A 17,022-nucleotide genomic window follows, 5' to 3' on the forward strand; every position below is an offset into this window, starting at 1 on the left:
GCGGCGTGGAACATGCGATTCGATGAGTTCATAGCCCGGGACGGCGTCGCCGTGTCTCCGGTCGACCAGTTCGATGGGCTTGCCGTGGATGTGGGAGTCCCGGCGGACTGGGATCCTTTTGATTCCGCCCCGGGCATCGGCGTATGGATGTGTCGCCACGACCCGCGCGTAAACCAGTTCTGCCCCAACGCCGTATTGACGCTACATCGCGTCGAGGCGCCGCTCGATGCCGCCGACGTATTCGCCATGCTGTCCGAGCAGCAATTGCAGTCGGTACCAGGCTGCCAAGAGCTGTACCGGGAACTCGCTACGGCTACTGAGGGGCCTGGCGTCACGGGAGTACTCACCATGCAGATCAGCCACGAACTCGGCGTTCTCGGTAGCGTGTCTCGATCCCGGATCATCACGAGAGAGCGCGAGACGCTGATCACGCAGCTGACGGTGACCGCGTTACACGACTCGCCGGTGGACCAGGAGAGCATCTGGCTAGCGGTCCGACCGGGGCCGGTAAGTCGCCCATCCACCGGCAGCGACGGCGGCGCCCCGGGGGGCAGAAAGCAGGACGGCCGCTGATGGCGGGCGATGGAGCAAAAGGCCGCTGGGGGCGAGTAGCCCGTTATTCCTTCGGCGGTTTCCTGCTCGTATTAGCGGCAGTGGATGCTCGGGTCGGATTCCCGTGGTACGGGACTCTTGGCATCGTGTGCGCGGCACTCCTCATCCTCGCCGGCCAGCGCCGGATTTTCCGGCCGGGCGTCACCCGCACAGCCAATGGGGTCATCTGCCGCTACGTTCCGTGGTTCGAGGGAAACGCCTACATGGCAATAACGATTATCCCGCTAATGGGCGTAGCTATGGCGGCAGCGGGCCGAAACTCCGACTATCCCGCATGGTTTCGTTTCGGCGGGATCCTCCTCATGAGCCTAATGCCATTAGCATTACTGAGCGTCCTGCGCATGTGGCGCCGATGCCCGCTCTGCATCTCCCCCACTGCATTGACGCTGCGAGCAGCCACGCCGGGATCGAAGTTGACGAAGATCCGCCGCGAGGACATCGAGTCGATCACCCCCAAGATGCTCCCCAACCCGGTCAACGGACATTCATTGCAAACCGAAATTGCCTACCACACCATAGATTCCGGCAACACCGACACGGTCGTACTCGGCCTGCACCTCACCGTCCAGCCGCGCAACCTCGCCAACGCACTACTAGCCTGGAACGACGCCACCGACGAAGACCCGGACGAGTTGTTGGACCGAATCGAACAACTCCTCCGCGGCCAGTCACTCGGAATTTAGCGCCCTCGGCCGACCAGCCGCGCCTGCCGGCCTGTGCCTAGTCCGGCATGGGGTACTCGGTGGTGTCGGTGAATCCTTCGAAGAAGGCGGCCAGACCGGTCAGCGCCTCGGCCAGCGTCGGAGTCGGCGTGTCGATCGCGCCCACGATGTAACCCTCTTGAATGATCCCCGCCAGCGACGGGTGCTCCACCAACGGAACGATCTGGTAGGTCGCCGGGTCGAGCAAGCTGGAGATTGCGTTGCTGACTCCCTGTTGCACACCATTGCCCAGTGCGGTGAGCAGGTCACCGAAATCGATGTCGGCCGGGAAGAGACCTGATGCCGCCGGCACATCGACGTCCCCCGGCGGCCAGCCGTACTCGAGGTTGCCGTAACCGAGATTCACCAGGATGCGCGTAACGGGTTCCAACAACTCATAGAGCGGCTGCCCAAGAATCGGAACCAACTGCAGTGGAGCCAGCAGCGGCAGGATGTCAGATGTGATCATGTGGAAGGTGGTCAGCGAGTCAGGATCGGCCGTCGGCAACTCGATGGCCGATTCGACCTGCTCGGGCGTCGCGCTCAAGAGCACGGAGTGCCCGTAGATGAAGCCCAAGATCGAGTTCAGGTCCGCCAGCGGGTTGAAGTACGTGGGCCGGAACGCTACCGGGTCGTATTCGTAGTTGTAGACGTCGGTGTGATACAGGTCGGTGGGGACGCCGCTGGTACCCGGAGAGCCGATCAGTACGAACCGGACCAGATCGTTCGACACTCCCTCCTCGGCAAGTCGCTCCATCAGCCCTACCGAGATCGCGGCGCTCTGCGAGTAGCCGAACACCACCACCGGGTGGTCGGCGTCCACGTCGCCGCTGCTGATCTGCTCCATGACGGCGTTGTAGAGAATCTGCCCGCCCACCGCTTGGGAGGTCGAACTGACATTCTCCGGCGTCCACAGCGATACCAGCTCGCCGCCGAAGCCGTGCGGCTGCAGGTACAGATTGTCCGCGGCCTCAAGGTAGCGGTCGGACGGTTGCGGCATGCCGGTGCCGCCCATGAGGAATGCGATCCCATCCCCGAGCTCCGTACCGTTGCCGGTAAGTGAGATCGCGGCAGGATGTGCGCCGGCCGGCGGTGAGGCCGCCGGTACCCCGGCGATCAGGCCGGCTGTGATACCGGCGACGACCGGAAGGCAAAGAAAGGGGCGCACCCGATATCCTCCTGTTAACTCCCTTAATTAAGGCTTAACGGTATAGCTTCTCGGGCGCTCGGGCAACTAGCGACCGGGGGGCTGTCAGCGTCACTTGTCCAGCGTCGGCCCGCAGCGAGTCCTGCTGCCCGTCAATGGGAAAAATGGAAACGCCCCCCGAATTCTCGGGGGGCGTTTCACTATGTTGTGTTCGGCGGTGTCCTACTTTTCCACCCGGTTGGGCAGTATCATCGGCGCTGACAGGCTTAGCTTCCGGGTTCGGGATGGGACCGGGCGTTTCCCTGTCGCTATGTCCGCCGTAACTCTATTTTTTTGTGTGGGTGCGGGCTGGTGGCCGGCACCTGGTGTCACCATTGTTTGTGTTTGGTGGTGGGGTGTGGGTTCTCTATGTTTTGTGGTGTGTGGTTGCGGGCAACACGACAATTATTTTGTTTGTTGTGTGTTGGTAAGTTTTCGGCCGGTTAGTGCCAGTTCCCTGCACACCTTGCGGTGCTTCCAGGTCTGGTCTATCGATCCCGTGGTCTGCGGGGGGCCTTATCCCACTGAAATGGGTGAGAATCCTGGTCTTGGAGTGGGTTTCCCGCTTAGATGCTTTCAGCGGTTATCCTGTCCGAACGTGGCCATCCAGCCGTGCTCCTGGTGGAACAACTGGTATACCAGAGGTTCGTCCGTCCCGGTCCTCTCGTACTAGGGACAGGTTTCCTCAAGATTCTGACGCGCGCGGCGGATAGAGACCGAACTGTCTCACGACGTTCTAAACCCAGCTCGCGTGCCGCTTTAATGGGCGAACAGCCCAACCCTTGGGACCTGCTCCAGCCCCAGGATGCGACGAGCCGACATCGAGGTGCCAAACCATCCCGTCGATATGGACTCTTGGGGAAGATCAGCCTGTTATCCCCGGGGTACCTTTTATCCGTTGAGCGACACCCTTCCACTCGGGGTGCCGGATCACTAGTCCCGACTTTCGTCCCTGTTTGACGTGTCAGTCTTACAGTCAAGCTCCCTTGTGCACTTACACTCAACACCTGATTGCCGTCCAGGTTGAGGGAACCTTTGGGCGCCTCCGTTACATTTTAGGAGGCAACCGCCCCAGTTAAACTACCCACCAGGCACTGTCCCTGAACCAGCTTCATGGTTCGAGGTTAGAGGTCCAATACGATCAGAGTGGTATTTCAACAACGACTCCACCCACACTGGCGTGCGGGTTTCACAGTCTCCCACCTATCCTACACAAACCGCATCGAACATCAATACCAAGCTATAGTGAAGGTCCGGGTCTTTTCGTCCTGCCGCGCGTAACGAGCATCTTTACTCGTAATGCAATTTCGCCGAGTCTATGGTTGAGACAGTTGAGAAGTCGTTACGCCATTCGTGCAGGTCGGAACTTACCCGACAAGGAATTTCGCTACCTTAGGATGGTTATAGTTACCACCGCCGTTTACTGGGGCTTAAATTCTCAGCTTCACCCCCGAAGGGGTTAACCGGTCCTCTTAACCTTCCAGCACCGGGCAGGCGTCAGTCCGTATACATCGTCTTGCGACTTCGCACGGACCTGTGTTTTTAGTAAACAGTCGCTTCTCACTGGTTTCTGCGACCCCTCCGCTGCCGCCGCGAAGGCCATGACGGTATGAGGGTCCCCCTTCTCCCGAAGTTACGGGGGTATTTTGCCGAGTTCCTTAACCATAGTTCACTCGTACGCCTTGGTATTCTCTACCTGACCACCTGTGTTGGTTTGGGGTACGGGCCGTGTGCGTGCTCGCTAGAGGCTTTTCTCGACAGCATAGGATCACCGAATTCGCCACATTTGGCTATGCATCACCTCTCGGAATATATGAGACCCGGATTTGCCTAGATCTCTTCCTACCGGCTTACCCCAGTATTACCACTGACTGGTACGGCTACCTTCCTGCGTCACCCCATCGCTTGACTACTACCAACGAAGGTCCCACGCAGCCCCCCGCCGCTTCTCTCCCGAAGGATCGAAGTCAGCGAGGTTTTGGGTGGTTAGTACCGCTGATTCATCAGGGACGCCCACACACGGGTACGGGAATATCAACCCGTTGTCCATCGACTACGCCTGTCGGCCTCGCCTTAGGTCCCGACTCACCCTGGGAGGACTGGCCTGGCCCAGGAACCCTTGGTCTTTCGGCGGGCAAGGTTCTCACTTGCCTCATCGCTACTCATGCCTGCATTCTCGCTCCCACACCCTCCACCACTAGATCACTCTGTGGCTTCACCGGATGCAGGACGCTCCCCTACCCAATCCTTGACGGATTGCCGCGGCTTCGGCGGTGTGCTTGAGCCCGCTACATTATCGGCGCACAATCACTTGACCAGTGAGCTATTACGCACTCTTTCAAGGGTGGCTGCTTCTAAGCCAACCTCCTGGTTGTCTTCGCGACTGCACATCCTTTTCCACTTAGCACACGCTTAGGGGCCTTAGCCGGCGATCTGGGCTGTTTCCCTCTCGACGCACGGAGCTTATCCCCCGCCGTCTCACTGCCACGCTTTGACTCACCGGCATTCGGAGTTTGGCTGACGTCAGTAACCTAGTAGGGCCCATCGGCCATCCAGTAGCTCTACCTCCAGTGAGAAACACGCAACGCTGCACCTAAATGCATTTCGGGGAGAACCAGCTATCACGGAGTTTGATTGGCCTTTCACCCCTACCCACAACTCATCCCCTCAGTCTTCAACCTAAGTGGGTTCGGGCCTCCACGCGGTCTTACCCGCGCTTCACCCTGGCCATGGGTAGATCACTCCGCTTCGGGTCCACAACACGCCACTACACACACCCAACGGATGCGATACGCCCTATTCAGACTCGCTTTCGCTACGGCTACCCCACCCGGGTTAACCTCGCGACGTGCCGGTGACTCGCAGGCTCATTCTTCAAAAGGCACGCCATCACCCCACCCCAAAAGGGAAGGCTCTGACGGATTGTAGGCACATGGTTTCAGGTACTATTTCACTCCCTCCCGGGGTTTTCACCATTCCCTCACGGTACTCGTCCGCTATCGGTCATCGAGAAGTATTCAGGCTTACCGGGTGGTCCCGGCAGATTCACAGCAGATTCCACGGGCCCGCTGCTACTCGGGAAATCATTGCAAGGCAGGTATCGGGTTTTCACGTACCGGGCTCTCACCGTCTACGGCAGACCATCCCAGGCCACTTCCGCTAACCACAACACTTTCTCACTGCCCTCCAGGCAAGGTAGACCCGGACACAACACTCCCACAACCCCGCACACACACCCCTACCCGGTATCACATGCATACGGTTTAGCCATCCTCCGCTTTCGCTCGCCACTACTCACGGAATCACAATTGTTTTCTCTTCCTACGGGTACTGAGATGTTTCACTTCCCCGCGTTACCTCCCCACCGGCTATACATTCACCGGAGGGTGACACCACATCACTGATGCCGGGTTTCCCCATTCGGACATCCTCGGATCCACGCTCGGTTGACAGCTCCCGAGGCATATCGCAGCCTCCCACGTCCTTCATCGGCTCTCGATGCCAAGGCATCCACCATGCGCCCTTACACACTTACAAACACAAAAACCAAGAAACAAAAAATTGCAAAACAAACAGACCACAAGGCCTGCTTGCTAGATGCTCGCAACCACTATCCACAAAACAAACACCACACCCCACCACCAAGATGGAGCGACAACACACCCACCCCCACCAGGGGGCACAAACAGGCCTGTTGCCTCAGGACCCAACAGTGTGCCCAACCCGAAAGCCGGCCACCAGAAGCACAAGGCTGCTGGCGGTTGGTGTCTTCACTTGTTGTTGTTTCGTAATTCCACTGCACCACCGACCACCCACTACAGGCGCCGGCACAAACTCTCCCAACCGCATCACCCTCACCCCTGTGAGGTACGGGGGAATCATGGTGCTCCTTAGAAAGGAGGTGATCCAGCCGCACCTTCCGGTACGGCTACCTTGTTACGACTTCGTCCCAATCGCCGATCCCACCTTCGACGGCTCCCTCCCAAGGGTTAGGCCACCGGCTTCGGGTGTTACCGACTTTCATGACGTGACGGGCGGTGTGTACAAGGCCCGGGAACGTATTCACCGCAGCGTTGCTGATCTGCGATTACTAGCGACTCCGACTTCACGGGGTCGAGTTGCAGACCCCGATCCGAACTGAGACCGGCTTTAAAGGATTCGCTAACCCTCACGGGATCGCAGCCCTTTGTACCGGCCATTGTAGCATGTGTGAAGCCCTGGACATAAGGGGCATGATGACTTGACGTCATCCCCACCTTCCTCCGAGTTGACCCCGGCAGTCTCTCACGAGTCCCCACCATCACGTGCTGGCAACATGAGACAAGGGTTGCGCTCGTTGCGGGACTTAACCCAACATCTCACGACACGAGCTGACGACAGCCATGCACCACCTGCACACAGGCCACAAGGGAAACCACATCTCTGCAGTCGTCCTGTGCATGTCAAACCCAGGTAAGGTTCTTCGCGTTGCATCGAATTAATCCACATGCTCCGCCGCTTGTGCGGGCCCCCGTCAATTCCTTTGAGTTTTAGCCTTGCGGCCGTACTCCCCAGGCGGGGTACTTAATGCGTTAGCTACGGCACGGATCCCTAAAGGAAGGAAACCCACACCTAGTACCCACCGTTTACGGCGTGGACTACCAGGGTATCTAATCCTGTTCGCTCCCCACGCTTTCGCTCCTCAGCGTCAGTTACTGCCCAGAGACCCGCCTTCGCCACCGGTGTTCCTCCTGATATCTGCGCATTCCACCGCTACACCAGGAATTCCAGTCTCCCCTACAGTACTCCAGTCTGCCCGTATCGCCCGCACGCCCACAGTTGAGCTGTGAGTTTTCACGGACAACGCGACAAACCACCTACGAGCTCTTTACGCCCAGTAATTCCGGACAACGCTCGCACCCTACGTATTACCGCGGCTGCTGGCACGTAGTTGGCCGGTGCTTCTTCTGTACCTACCGTCACCCCGCAGAAAACCACGGAGCTTCGCCGATACTGAAAGAGGTTTACAACCCGAAGGCCGTCATCCCCCACGCGGCGTCGCTGCATCAGGCTTGCGCCCATTGTGCAATATTCCCCACTGCTGCCTCCCGTAGGAGTCTGGGCCGTATCTCAGTCCCAGTGTGGCCGGACACCCTCTCAGGCCGGCTACCCGTCGTCGCCTTGGTAGGCCATCACCCCACCAACAAGCTGATAGGCCGCGGGCCCATCCCACACCGCAAAAGCTTTCCACCACAGAACATGCATCCCATGGTCCTATCCGGTATTAGACCCAGTTTCCCAGGCTTATCCCAGAGTGCAGGGCAGATCACCCACGTGTTACTCACCCGTTCGCCACTCGAGTACCCCCGAAAGGGCCTTTCCGTTCGACTTGCATGTGTTAAGCACGCCGCCAGCGTTCGTCCTGAGCCAGGATCAAACTCTCCAAACAAAAAACGTTCAGAACAATCCTGAAAACATCAGTTCCGAAAAACCGACAAAAACAACACCACACCCCCAACACGGGGCGCCGAGAGCATGGCAAAAACAACAACAAACAAAAACCACCAAACACACTATTGAGTTCTCAAACAACACGCCCGGTTTTCAGGCAACCCCGCCACTCTACTCGCTAGCCGGAGTTGAGTCAACTCCGACTTTTTCGGGTTACCGGAAGGCCTGCCAAACTGCTCAAGCCAGACTGCTCGACGATCCGCGTACGGGGCGCCGGCCTGACCTATCTTACACGTTCGATTTCGGCGCCGAGACCGGCCAGGTACTCCACGAACAACGGGTACCCCCGATCGATGTGGTAGACGTCGTGGACCTCGGTGTCACCGTCTGCGACCAGGCCCGCAAGGACCAGGCCGGCACCGGCACGGATGTCGGACGCCCACACCGGCGCACTCGAGAGCTGCGGCAGACCGCGCACCACCGCGTGGTGTCCGTCGGTGCGGGCGTCGGCGCCCAGCCGGATCATCTCCTCGACGAACCGGAACCTCGCCTCGAAGACGTTCTCGGTGATCATCGACGTTCCGTCGGCGATCGCCGCCAGGCCGATCGCCATCGGCTGCAGATCGGTCGGGAACCCCGGGAACGGCAAGGTCGCGACATTCACGGCCTTGGGGCGGTCGTACTGGACCACCCGGAAGCCGTTGTCGTGCTGGGTGACGGTCGCCCCGGCGTCGTGCAGCTTGTGCAGCACGAGCTGCAAATGGGCCGGGTCCACTCCGGTCACCGCGATGTCGCCGCGAGTCATCACCGCGGCGATGGCCCAGGTGGCGGCAACGATCCGGTCCCCGATCACCTCGTGTTCGGTCGGGTACAGCCGCGGCACCCCGGTGATCTTCAGCGTCGGCGACCCCGCGCCCTCGATCTGCGCGCCCATCTGGTTGAGCATGGTGCACAGGTCGGCGACGTCGGGCTCGCGCGCCGCGTTGTGGATCGTCGTGACGCCTTCGGCCAGCACCGCCGCCATCAAGATGTTCTCGGTGGCGCCGACCGAGGGAAACTCCAACTGGATCTCGGCGCCGTGCAGCGCCTCGGCATGCGCGACCACACACCCGTGCTCGATATTGCAGGTGGCGCCCAGCTGACGCAGGCCGGCCTGGTGCATGTCGAGCGGTCGCGACCCGATCGCGTCGCCACCCGGCAAGGCGACCTTCGCCCGCAGGCAGCGGCCCACCAACGGCCCCAGCACACACACCGAGGCCCGGAACTGCCGGACCGCGGCGAAGTCGGCGTCGTACTTGGGTTCGTCGGGCGATGTGATCCGCACCGTGGTCCCGTCGAGCTCGACGTTGGCGCCCAGGCCGCGCAGCACCTCGGCCATCAGCGGCACGTCGAGGATGTCCGGGCAATTGGTGATGGTGCTGGTGCCTTCGGCCAGCAGCGCCGCCGCCATCAGTTTGAGAACGCTGTTCTTAGCGCCGCCGACGGCGACCTCCCCGGACAGCCGGTTACCGCCGGTAACCACGAAACGCTCACCCACGCGCGTCAGTGTAGTGACGACTGGCCGCTGACCCCGACCGAATCCCGGCGCTGCTGCCCGCCCGGCTCGCACCGGTTGTCGCGCCCGGTACGGTTTGGGCCATGGCAGTGCATATCACCCGCGTGTACACCCGCACCGGCGACGACGGCACCACGGGTTTGAGCGACTTCTCCCGGGTCCCCAAGACCGACCCGCGCCTGGTGGCCTACGCCGATGTCGAGGAGGCCAACGCCGCGATCGGTGTCGCCATCGCGCTGGGCAAACCCGACGAATCGGTCAGCGCGACGCTGCTGCGCATCCAGAACGATCTGTTCGACACCGGCGCCGACCTGGCCACTCCCGTGGTGGAGAACCCCAAGTACCCCCCACTGCGCATCACCCAGGACTACATCGATCGGGTGGAGGCGTGGTGCGATGAATACAACGAGCCGCTGCCGGCGTTGAACTCGTTCATCCTGCCGGGCGGTTCGCCGCTGTCGGCGCTGCTGCACGTCGCCCGCACCGCGGCGCGCCGCGCCGAGCGGTCGGCGTGGGCGGCAGTCGAGGCGTACCCCGACGGCGTGTCGGTGCTGCCGGCGAAATACCTGAATCGGTTGTCGGACTTGATGTTCGTACTGTGCCGGGTGGCCAACGCCGACGGCGACGTGCTGTGGCAGCCGGGCGGCGAGCGCACCGACCGTCCCGAAAAGTAGGCGCCGCCAAACGGTTCCGTCAGATCAACAGTTCAGATCAGTAACTGTGACGGCGGGACCGGGGCGACGGGCGCGCCTCCAGCCAGGACAGAAACGCGGTGCGGGCACCGCGGTCCAGCGCTATCTCGAAACCCACCCGGCGGTCTTGGGTGGTGTCGCGCAGTTCCAGCACCACGATCTCATCGGTCATGATGTCGAATTCGTCGCCGCGTGGCGCACGCCGCGACACCACGTCCACCCCGCGGCGCGACAGCCGGCGATCCGGCCACAGCCGCACGCTCGAGAGCCGGTAGAACGCGGCTTCGCCGCCTCGATAACGGACCACGCCGTGGCGCCAACCGTGTCCCCCTACGGCCGGCAGGTCGCGCATGATCGCCGCGGTGCCGCCCTGGCGCAGTTTCCACAGCCGGTAGCTCAGCGCCAGCACCGCGCCGAAGAGTACGGCGACGAGCACGACCATGCCGATCATGGGCGTGCTCATCGGTTCACGCTCCGCTAATCGATCACGCCCAGGGCACGAAGCCTAGCCCTGCCCTGAGCCGCCAACTTCGGGTCGTTGGAGTTGGCATCGTGCCGTGCGGTCGCTTCGTCGATCTCCGCGGCGAAGTCGACGGATTCGGCCAGGATGCTGACGCCCTCGTCGGTGACCGACAGGAAGCCGCCGTGCACCGCCAGCCGCAGCTCGCCCTCCTCGACGCGGTCCACGCGCACCATCGCGTCGTCGACGAGTTCGGCGACCAGCGGGATGTGCCGCGGATAGATCCCGATCTCACCCACGGTGGTCCGGGTGAAGATGAACGTCGCCTTGCCCGACCACACCTTCCGATCGACCGCGACGATGTCGACGTCAATCTCTGCCACTACCCACCGCCTTTCGCGGTCAGAGGATTTCGCGTCACAGCTTGGCGCCCAGGCTCTCGGCCTTCTTGGCCAGGTCGTCGAGACCACCGATCAGGAAGAACGCCTGCTCGGGCAGGTGGTCGAAGTCACCCTTGGTCAGCCGGTCGAAGGCCTCGATGGTCTCCTTGAGCGGCACCGTCGAACCGGGCTGGCCGGTGAACTGCTCGGCCGCCATCATGTTCTGGCTCAGGAACCGCTCGATACGCCGGGCGCGGTTCACCAACTGCTTGTCCTCCTCGGACAGCTCGTCGATACCGAGGATGGCGATGATGTCCTGCAAGTCCTTATAACGCTGCAGGATTCGGATGACCTCCTGGGCGACCCGGTAGTGGTCGTCGCCGACGACGGCCGGGTCCAGAATGGTCGAGCTCGACGCCAGCGGGTCCACCGCCGGGAAGATGCCCTTGGAGAACACCGCACGGGAAAGCTCGGTGGTGGCGTCCAGGTGCGCGAACGTGGTGGCCGGCGCCGGGTCGGTGTAGTCGTCGGCAGGCACGTACACGGCCTGCATCGACGTGATGGACCGACCGCGGGTCGAGGTGATCCGCTCCTGCAGCTCACCCATCTCGTCGGCCAGCGTGGGCTGGTAGCCCACCGCCGAGGGCATCCGGCCCAGCAGGGTCGAGACCTCGGAGCCGGCCTGGGTGAACCGGAAGATGTTGTCGATGAACAGCAGCACGTCCTGGCCCGCCTCGTCGCGGAACCACTCGGCCATCGTCAGGGCCGACAGCGCCACCCGCATACGGGTGCCCGGCGGCTCGTCCATCTGACCGAACACCAGGGCGGTGTCCTTGAGCACGTTGGCGTCCTCGAGCTCGACCCACAGGTCGTTGCCCTCACGGGTGCGCTCACCCACGCCGGCGAACACCGAGGTGCCACCGAAGTTGCGGGCGATGCGGTTGATCATCTCCTGGATCAACACGGTCTTGCCCACACCGGCACCACCGAACAGGGCGATCTTGCCGCCACGCACGTACGGGGTGAGCAGGTCGACGACCTTCAGTCCGGTCTCGAGCATCTCGGTGCGCGGTTCGAGCTCGTTGAAGGCCGGCGGCTTGCGGTGGATGCCCCAGTGCTCGAAGTCCTCGCCGTAGCCGGGCTTGTCCAGGCAGTGGCCCAGCGCGTTGAACACGTGGCCCTTGACGTCGTGGCCGACCGGCACCGAGATCGCCGCACCGGTGTCGGTCACCTCCACACCGCGCACCAGGCCGTCGGTGGGCTGCATCGAGATGCAGCGCACCAGGTTGTCGCCGAGGTGCTGAGCGACCTCGAGGGTCAGCGTCTTGGCCAGCTCCTCGAAGGTGATGTCGGCGTGCAGCGCGTTGAACAGCTCGGGCACCGCGCCCCGGGGGAACTCGACGTCGACGACGGGGCCGGTCACGCGCACCACGCGGCCGGCGGTTGTCTTGTCAGCGGTAACAGTCATTATCTTCTTCGCTTCCTAGTGCTTAGCGGGGGCTTACCGGGCGGCGTCGGCGAGGGCGTTCGCACCACCGACGATTTCGCTGATTTCCTGGGTGATCTGGGCCTGGCGCTCGCGGTTGGCCTCCAGTGTCAACGCCTTGATCAAGTCGTCGGCGTTGTCGGTCGCCGACTTCATTGCGCGCTGGCGCGAGGCCAGCTCCGATGCCGCCGAGTCCAGCAGCGCCGCGTACACGCGGGTGGTCAGATACCGCGGCAGCAGCGAGTCGAACAGCGTGGTGGCGTCCGGCTCGAACGAGTACAGCGTCCGAGGACCGCTCTCCTCGCCGACGTACTCCACCAGCATCGGAGCGATCCGGCGAGCTTCGGCCGACTGCGACAGCATCGAGCGGAAGTCCGTTGCCACAACATGCAACTCGTCGACGCCGAGCACCCCGTCGGCACCCGGGTCGTGGCCGTCGTCGTCGACTCCGGACATGAACGCGTCGACCAGCGTCGAAGCGATCTCAGCGGCGTTCTCGTACGTCGGCTGCTCGGAGAAACCGGTCCACGAGTCGGTGATGTCCCAGTTCCGGAACGTGTAGTAGGCCAGTGCCTTTCGGCCCACGACGTACAGGACCGGCTCCTTGCCCTCCGAGCGCAGCAGCGCGAACAGCTCCTCGGCGCGACGGAAGACGTTGGCGTTATAGCCGCCACACAGACCGCGGTCACTCGACACCACCAGCACTCCCGCCCGCGTGCGCTCGTCGCGCTCGACCAGCAGGGGGTGATCCAGGGCCGCCTCGGCAGCCAATGTCGTGAGCATCCGGGTGATCTCGTCGGCGTACGGCCGCGCCGTTTCGAGCCGGGCCTGCGCCCGGCCGATACGCGAGGTGGCGATCAGCTCCTGGGCCTTGGTGATCTTCTTGATCGACCCGGCAGAGCGGATTCGCCCGCGTAGTTCCCGAAGTGTGGCTGCCATAGCGGAGCTACTTCTTCTTCGCCGGCGCGGCCCGGCGGACCTGCACCGCTTCCTTGCCGAGCTTGTCCTCGTCGAGCGCCTCAACGCGTTCGTCGGGCACCACCGAGCTGCCGTCGGTGGCCGCGAAGCCCTTCTTGAACTGGTTGATGACCTCGACCAGCTTCTCGCTGGCCTCATCCGAGAGCTTCTTGGACTCGCGGATCCCGCTCAGCAGCTCGGCCTCGGAGGCCCGGATGTGGTCGAGCAACTCGCTTTCGAAGCGGCCCACGTCCTCGACCGGCACCGAGTCCAGGTGCCCCTCGGTGCCCAGGAAGATCGAGACCACCTGCTCCTCGACGGGCATCGGCGCGAACTGCGGCTGCTTGAGCAGCTCCACCAGGCGGGCACCGCGGTCCAGCTGCGCCTTGCTGGTGGCGTCCAGGTCGGAGGCGAAGGCCGCGAAGGCCTCCAGCTCGCGGTATTGCGACAGGTCCAGCCGCAGCGAGCCGGCCACCTCCTTCATGGCCTTGATCTGCGCGGCACCACCGACTCGGGACACCGACACACCGACGTTGATGGCCGGGCGCACACCCTGGTTGAACAGGTCGCTCTCCAGGAAGCACTGGCCGTCGGTGATCGAGATGACGTTGGTCGGGATGTAGGCCGAGATGTCGTTGGCCTTGGTCTCGATGATCGGCAGGCCGGTCAGCGAACCACCGCCGAGCTCGTCGGAGAGCTTGGCGCAACGCTCCAGCAGCCGGGAGTGCAGGTAGAACACGTCACCCGGGTAGGCCTCGCGGCCCGGCGGACGGCGCAGCAGCAGCGAGATGGCACGGTAGGCCTCGGCCTGCTTGGTCAGGTCGTCGAACACGATCAGCACGTGCTTGCCCTGGTACATCCAGTGCTGGGCGATCGCCGAACCGGTGTAGGGCGCCAGCCATTTGAAGCCGGCGGAGTCCGACGCCGGGGCGGCGACGATCGTGGTGTAGTCCATGGCGCCGCCCTCTTCCAGCGCGCGGCGCACGCTGGCGATGGTGGTGCCCTTCTGGCCAATCGCGACGTACACGCAGCGGACCTGCTGCTTGGGGTCGCCGGTCTCCCAGTTCTGACGCTGGTTGAGGATCGTGTCGACGCAGAGCGCGGTCTTGCCGGTCTTGCGGTCGCCGATGATGAGCTGGCGCTGGCCGCGGCCGATCGGCGTCATGGCGTCGACGGCCTTGACCCCGGTCTGCAGCGGCTCGGACACGCTCTGGCGCTGCACCACCGAGGGAGCCTGCATCTCCAGCGGCCGCCGCGTCTCGGACTCGATCTCACCGCGGGCGTCGATGGGCTGGCCGAGCGGGTTGACCACGCGTCCGAGGAAGCCGTCGCCGACCGGCACCGAGAGCACCTCGCCGGTCCGCTTGACCTGCTGGCCCTGCTCGATGTGCTCGAAGTCGCCCAGGATCACCGTGCCGACGCTGTGCTCGTCGAGGTTCAGGGCCACGCCCAACACCCCGCCGGGGAACTCGAGCAGCTCCTGGGTCATCACCGAAGGCAGGCCCTCGACGTGTGCGATGCCGTCACCGGCGTCGATAACGGTGCCGACCTCTTCGCGGGAGGTCTCGGCGCTGAAGGAGCTCACGTACTCCTCGATCGCCCCCTGAATGTCGTCAGAGGAGATTGTCAACTCTGCCATGGCTTCTCGTCTTCCTGCCTTCTTCGGTGATGGATCTAGGTCTGGGTCAGTCGGGCAATTGCGTCTTTGCGGCGGCCAGGCGGGACGAAAGCGTGCCGTCGATCACCTCGTCGCCGACCGAGATCGCCAATCCGCCCAGCAGTTCGGGGTCGACGCCGACCTGCACACGCACCGGGTGGTTGTAGATCCGGCTCAGTACCGTGTTCAGCCGGGTGCGCTGCGCGTCGCTGAGTTCGGCGGCAGCACCGACGTGCGCCACCACCTCGCCGCGACGTGCCACCGCGATCTGGGCGAGTTCGGTGACCGCCTGGTGCGCGGCCTGGCCGCGCAGCAGCTGGACGGTCTGCTCCAGCAGCGCCGTCGTGACCGAATTGGCGCTGCCACCGCCGATGATGTTGCGCAGCAGCCCGACCCGGCCGGCGGCCGGTGTGACGGTGTCGCTGAGCAGGACATCCAGGCGGGGTTGCGCGTCGAGGATGCGGGAGAACCGGAACAGCTGGTCCTCCACCTCGTCGAGGCTGTCCGCGCGTTCGGCAGACAGCAGCAGCGCCTGCCGCGCAACGTGTTCGGCCGCCGCGATGAGGTCGCCATCGTTGGACCAGCGGGCCGAGGCGGCGTCGGAGACCAGCGTCAGGGCCGGATCACCGATCTTGCCGGAGAACAGCCGCTGCACCAGGCGAACCTTCGGAGCGGGGTCTTCGGTCGGCACCGTCAGGTGCCGCGTCACCACGGTCTCGCGCCCCAGCACGTCGGCTACCGCGGTCAAGTCGCCGGCCAGTGCGGACAGGCCCTGCTCATCGAGGCCGCCTGCCACCTTGTCGAACTTGTCGAGCAGGCCCGCCAGCGCCTCCCGGCTGGCCGAGCGCATGCGGGCCAGGATCGGTGACTCGACCTCGACCGACTTCGGCGCCATCGCGTCGAGTTCGTCGAGGAACCGGTCGACGGTTGCGGCCTGGCGTTGCGGGTCGGCGACGTGGTCGCGAACCAGCTCGGCCGCCCGCTGGACCGCTTCGGCCCCGAGGCCGGCACGCAGTTCGCGAATCAGCTGCGCACGCATCAGACCCACCTGCTGGCCGCCGGCGGACTTGACGCGCTCCGCTTCGACGCCGGCCTGTCCGCGCAGTTGCTCAGCGATCCGCTCAGCGTCGGTGCGGGCTTCGGCGGTCACCCGCTGCGACTCGGTCTCAGCGTTGGCGATCGCGGTGGCGTGCGCCTGGCCGGCCTCGGTCAGCCGGGCGGCGGCCGCAGCGGCCTCCTCCAACTGCCGACGCACCGACTCCTGCTGGTCCGCCATCAATCGGCGCACCGGCGGAACCACGAACTTGACCAGCAGCCAGACGATGACGGCAAAGCCGACCAGCTGCCCGATGAATGTCGACATCTTTGTTGCTACCGCCCCGTGTTCGCCGCGGAGAGTGTCTCGGCCTCGACGCCGAGAATCCGACCGGCCAGCGTGGCTGACAGGGTCGCCACCCGGGCCTGCAACTGCTCACTCACCGCATCGCCTTCCTGCTTGAGTTGCTCGGTGGCGGCCTGCAACGTCGTGGCCACCTCCGCCTCCGCCGCCGACCGCTGCTCGTCAATGGCCTTGCGGCCCTCCGCCCGAGCCTCGTCGCGCACCGTCGTAGCCTCCAGTCGCGCGGCCGCCATCTGCTTCTCGTAGTCGGCGTCGGCGGCCGCGAACTGCTCGGCTGACTCCCGGTTGTCGGCGAGAGTCTTGGTGACCATGTTGTCGCGTTCCCGCAACACCCTCATGATCGGCGGCACCACGAAGGTGCCGATCACGCCGAGCACGACCAAGAAAATGCCCAGAACGACGAAGAAGGTGCCGTTGGGGAGCAGGAAGTTGGCGCTCTCGCCTTCCTCAGCTCCCGCGGCGACCTGGCGGGTCGCGGCCAGGACGACGACGCTCATGTCACCCATA

The 17,022-nt window shown here is 63.6% G+C and carries 12 protein-coding genes and 3 rRNA genes; 3 read left to right on the forward strand and 12 right to left on the reverse strand.

Going from position 1 to position 17,022, the window contains the following annotated elements; genetic code table 11:
• Positions 1–12: 12 nt before the first annotated feature.
• Both G6N19_RS02685 and G6N19_RS02690 read left to right on the forward strand, forming a co-directional pair.
• Positions 13–573, forward strand: a complete 561-nt coding sequence (locus G6N19_RS02685; RefSeq protein ID WP_193465705.1) for an LpqN/LpqT family lipoprotein — start codon at positions 13–15, stop codon at positions 571–573.
• The gene (locus G6N19_RS02690; protein ID WP_193465706.1) at positions 573–1,295 is read left to right on the forward strand and encodes a hypothetical protein; all 723 of its coding nucleotides are present in this window, start codon (positions 573–575) and stop codon (positions 1,293–1,295) included. The genes G6N19_RS02685 and G6N19_RS02690 overlap by 1 nt, the downstream gene beginning before the upstream one ends.
• 37 nt (positions 1,296–1,332) lie before the next feature.
• On the opposite strand, the gene G6N19_RS02695 is transcribed toward G6N19_RS02690, so the two are convergent.
• From G6N19_RS02695 to murA, 5 genes are all read right to left on the reverse strand, one after another.
• Positions 1,333–2,481: a PE-PPE domain-containing protein gene (locus tag G6N19_RS02695; RefSeq protein ID WP_232062506.1), complete on the reverse strand. Its 1,149-nt coding sequence runs from the start codon at positions 2,479–2,481 to the stop codon at positions 1,333–1,335.
• A gap of 188 nt (positions 2,482–2,669) precedes the next feature.
• Positions 2,670–2,782 (reverse strand): 5S ribosomal RNA (rrf, locus tag G6N19_RS02700).
• A gap of 140 nt (positions 2,783–2,922) precedes the next feature.
• A 23S ribosomal RNA gene (locus tag G6N19_RS02705) occupies positions 2,923–6,036 on the reverse strand.
• Between the two features lie 357 nt (positions 6,037–6,393).
• Positions 6,394–7,927: ribosomal RNA gene (locus tag G6N19_RS02710) — 16S ribosomal RNA — on the reverse strand.
• Together the 16S, 23S and 5S rRNA genes form the textbook arrangement of a ribosomal RNA operon.
• A gap of 285 nt (positions 7,928–8,212) precedes the next feature.
• Positions 8,213–9,466 (reverse strand): UDP-N-acetylglucosamine 1-carboxyvinyltransferase, encoded by a 1,254-nt coding sequence (murA, locus tag G6N19_RS02715; protein ID WP_112687346.1) that lies wholly within the window; start codon positions 9,464–9,466, stop codon positions 8,213–8,215.
• A 101-nt stretch (positions 9,467–9,567) separates the two neighbouring features.
• Here murA and G6N19_RS02720 point away from each other — a divergent pair, with 101 nt between their 5' ends.
• Complete coding sequence (locus G6N19_RS02720; RefSeq protein WP_013828252.1) at positions 9,568–10,158, forward strand: cob(I)yrinic acid a,c-diamide adenosyltransferase; 591 nt, start codon at positions 9,568–9,570, stop codon at positions 10,156–10,158.
• 37 nt (positions 10,159–10,195) lie between these two features.
• Here G6N19_RS02720 and G6N19_RS02725 read toward each other — a convergent pair whose 3' ends face one another.
• Genes G6N19_RS02725 through G6N19_RS02755 form a run of 7 tightly spaced genes read right to left on the reverse strand, consistent with a single transcriptional unit; the run spans position 10,196 to position 17,021 of the window.
• The gene (locus G6N19_RS02725; protein ID WP_083038677.1) at positions 10,196–10,639 is read right to left on the reverse strand and encodes a DUF2550 domain-containing protein; all 444 of its coding nucleotides are present in this window, start codon (positions 10,637–10,639) and stop codon (positions 10,196–10,198) included.
• Between the two features lie 14 nt (positions 10,640–10,653).
• On the reverse strand, positions 10,654–11,019 hold the full coding sequence (locus tag G6N19_RS02730) for a F0F1 ATP synthase subunit epsilon (RefSeq protein WP_083038675.1): 366 nt from the start codon (positions 11,017–11,019) through the stop codon (positions 10,654–10,656).
• A gap of 34 nt (positions 11,020–11,053) precedes the next feature.
• Entirely contained in the window at positions 11,054–12,484 is a 1,431-nt protein-coding gene (gene atpD / locus G6N19_RS02735) for a F0F1 ATP synthase subunit beta (protein WP_083038673.1), read from the reverse strand.
• 33 nt (positions 12,485–12,517) lie between these two features.
• A complete protein-coding gene (locus tag G6N19_RS02740; RefSeq protein WP_193465707.1) occupies positions 12,518–13,441 on the reverse strand; it encodes a F0F1 ATP synthase subunit gamma in 924 nt (307 codons plus the stop codon).
• Between the two features lie 7 nt (positions 13,442–13,448).
• On the reverse strand, positions 13,449–15,098 hold the full coding sequence (atpA, locus tag G6N19_RS02745; RefSeq protein ID WP_193465708.1) for a F0F1 ATP synthase subunit alpha: 1,650 nt from the start codon (positions 15,096–15,098) through the stop codon (positions 13,449–13,451).
• A gap of 46 nt (positions 15,099–15,144) precedes the next feature.
• Positions 15,145–16,479 (reverse strand): F0F1 ATP synthase subunit B/delta, encoded by a 1,335-nt coding sequence (locus G6N19_RS02750; RefSeq protein WP_193465709.1) that lies wholly within the window; start codon positions 16,477–16,479, stop codon positions 15,145–15,147.
• Between the two features lie 8 nt (positions 16,480–16,487).
• Entirely contained in the window at positions 16,488–17,021 is a 534-nt protein-coding gene (locus G6N19_RS02755) for a F0F1 ATP synthase subunit B (protein WP_013828245.1), read from the reverse strand.
• Position 17,022 lies beyond the last annotated feature (1 nt).

This window comes from Mycobacterium novum, assembly GCF_010726505.1.
Classification (GTDB): Bacteria; Actinomycetota; Actinomycetes; order Mycobacteriales; family Mycobacteriaceae; genus Mycobacterium; species Mycobacterium algericum.

What these genes read in the sequence shown, in the direction of transcription:
- G6N19_RS02690 (WP_193465706.1), top strand. Translation starts at nt 573, where the DNA reads ATGGCGGGCGATGGAGCAAAAGGCCGCTGGGGGCGAGTAGCCCGTTAT.
- G6N19_RS02755 (WP_013828245.1), bottom strand. Translation starts at nt 17,021, where the DNA reads ATGGGTGACATGAGCGTCGTCGTCCTGGCCGCGACCCGCCAGGTCGCC.
- G6N19_RS02720 (WP_013828252.1), top strand. Translation starts at nt 9,568, where the DNA reads ATGGCAGTGCATATCACCCGCGTGTACACCCGCACCGGCGACGACGGC.
- G6N19_RS02685 (WP_193465705.1), top strand. Translation starts at nt 13, where the DNA reads ATGCGATTCGATGAGTTCATAGCCCGGGACGGCGTCGCCGTGTCTCCG.
- atpA (WP_193465708.1), bottom strand. Translation starts at nt 15,098, where the DNA reads ATGGCAGAGTTGACAATCTCCTCTGACGACATTCAGGGGGCGATCGAG.
- G6N19_RS02725 (WP_083038677.1), bottom strand. Translation starts at nt 10,639, where the DNA reads ATGAGCACGCCCATGATCGGCATGGTCGTGCTCGTCGCCGTACTCTTC.
- G6N19_RS02740 (WP_193465707.1), bottom strand. Translation starts at nt 13,441, where the DNA reads ATGGCAGCCACACTTCGGGAACTACGCGGGCGAATCCGCTCTGCCGGG.
- G6N19_RS02750 (WP_193465709.1), bottom strand. Translation starts at nt 16,479, where the DNA reads ATGTCGACATTCATCGGGCAGCTGGTCGGCTTTGCCGTCATCGTCTGG.
- atpD (WP_083038673.1), bottom strand. Translation starts at nt 12,484, where the DNA reads ATGACTGTTACCGCTGACAAGACAACCGCCGGCCGCGTGGTGCGCGTG.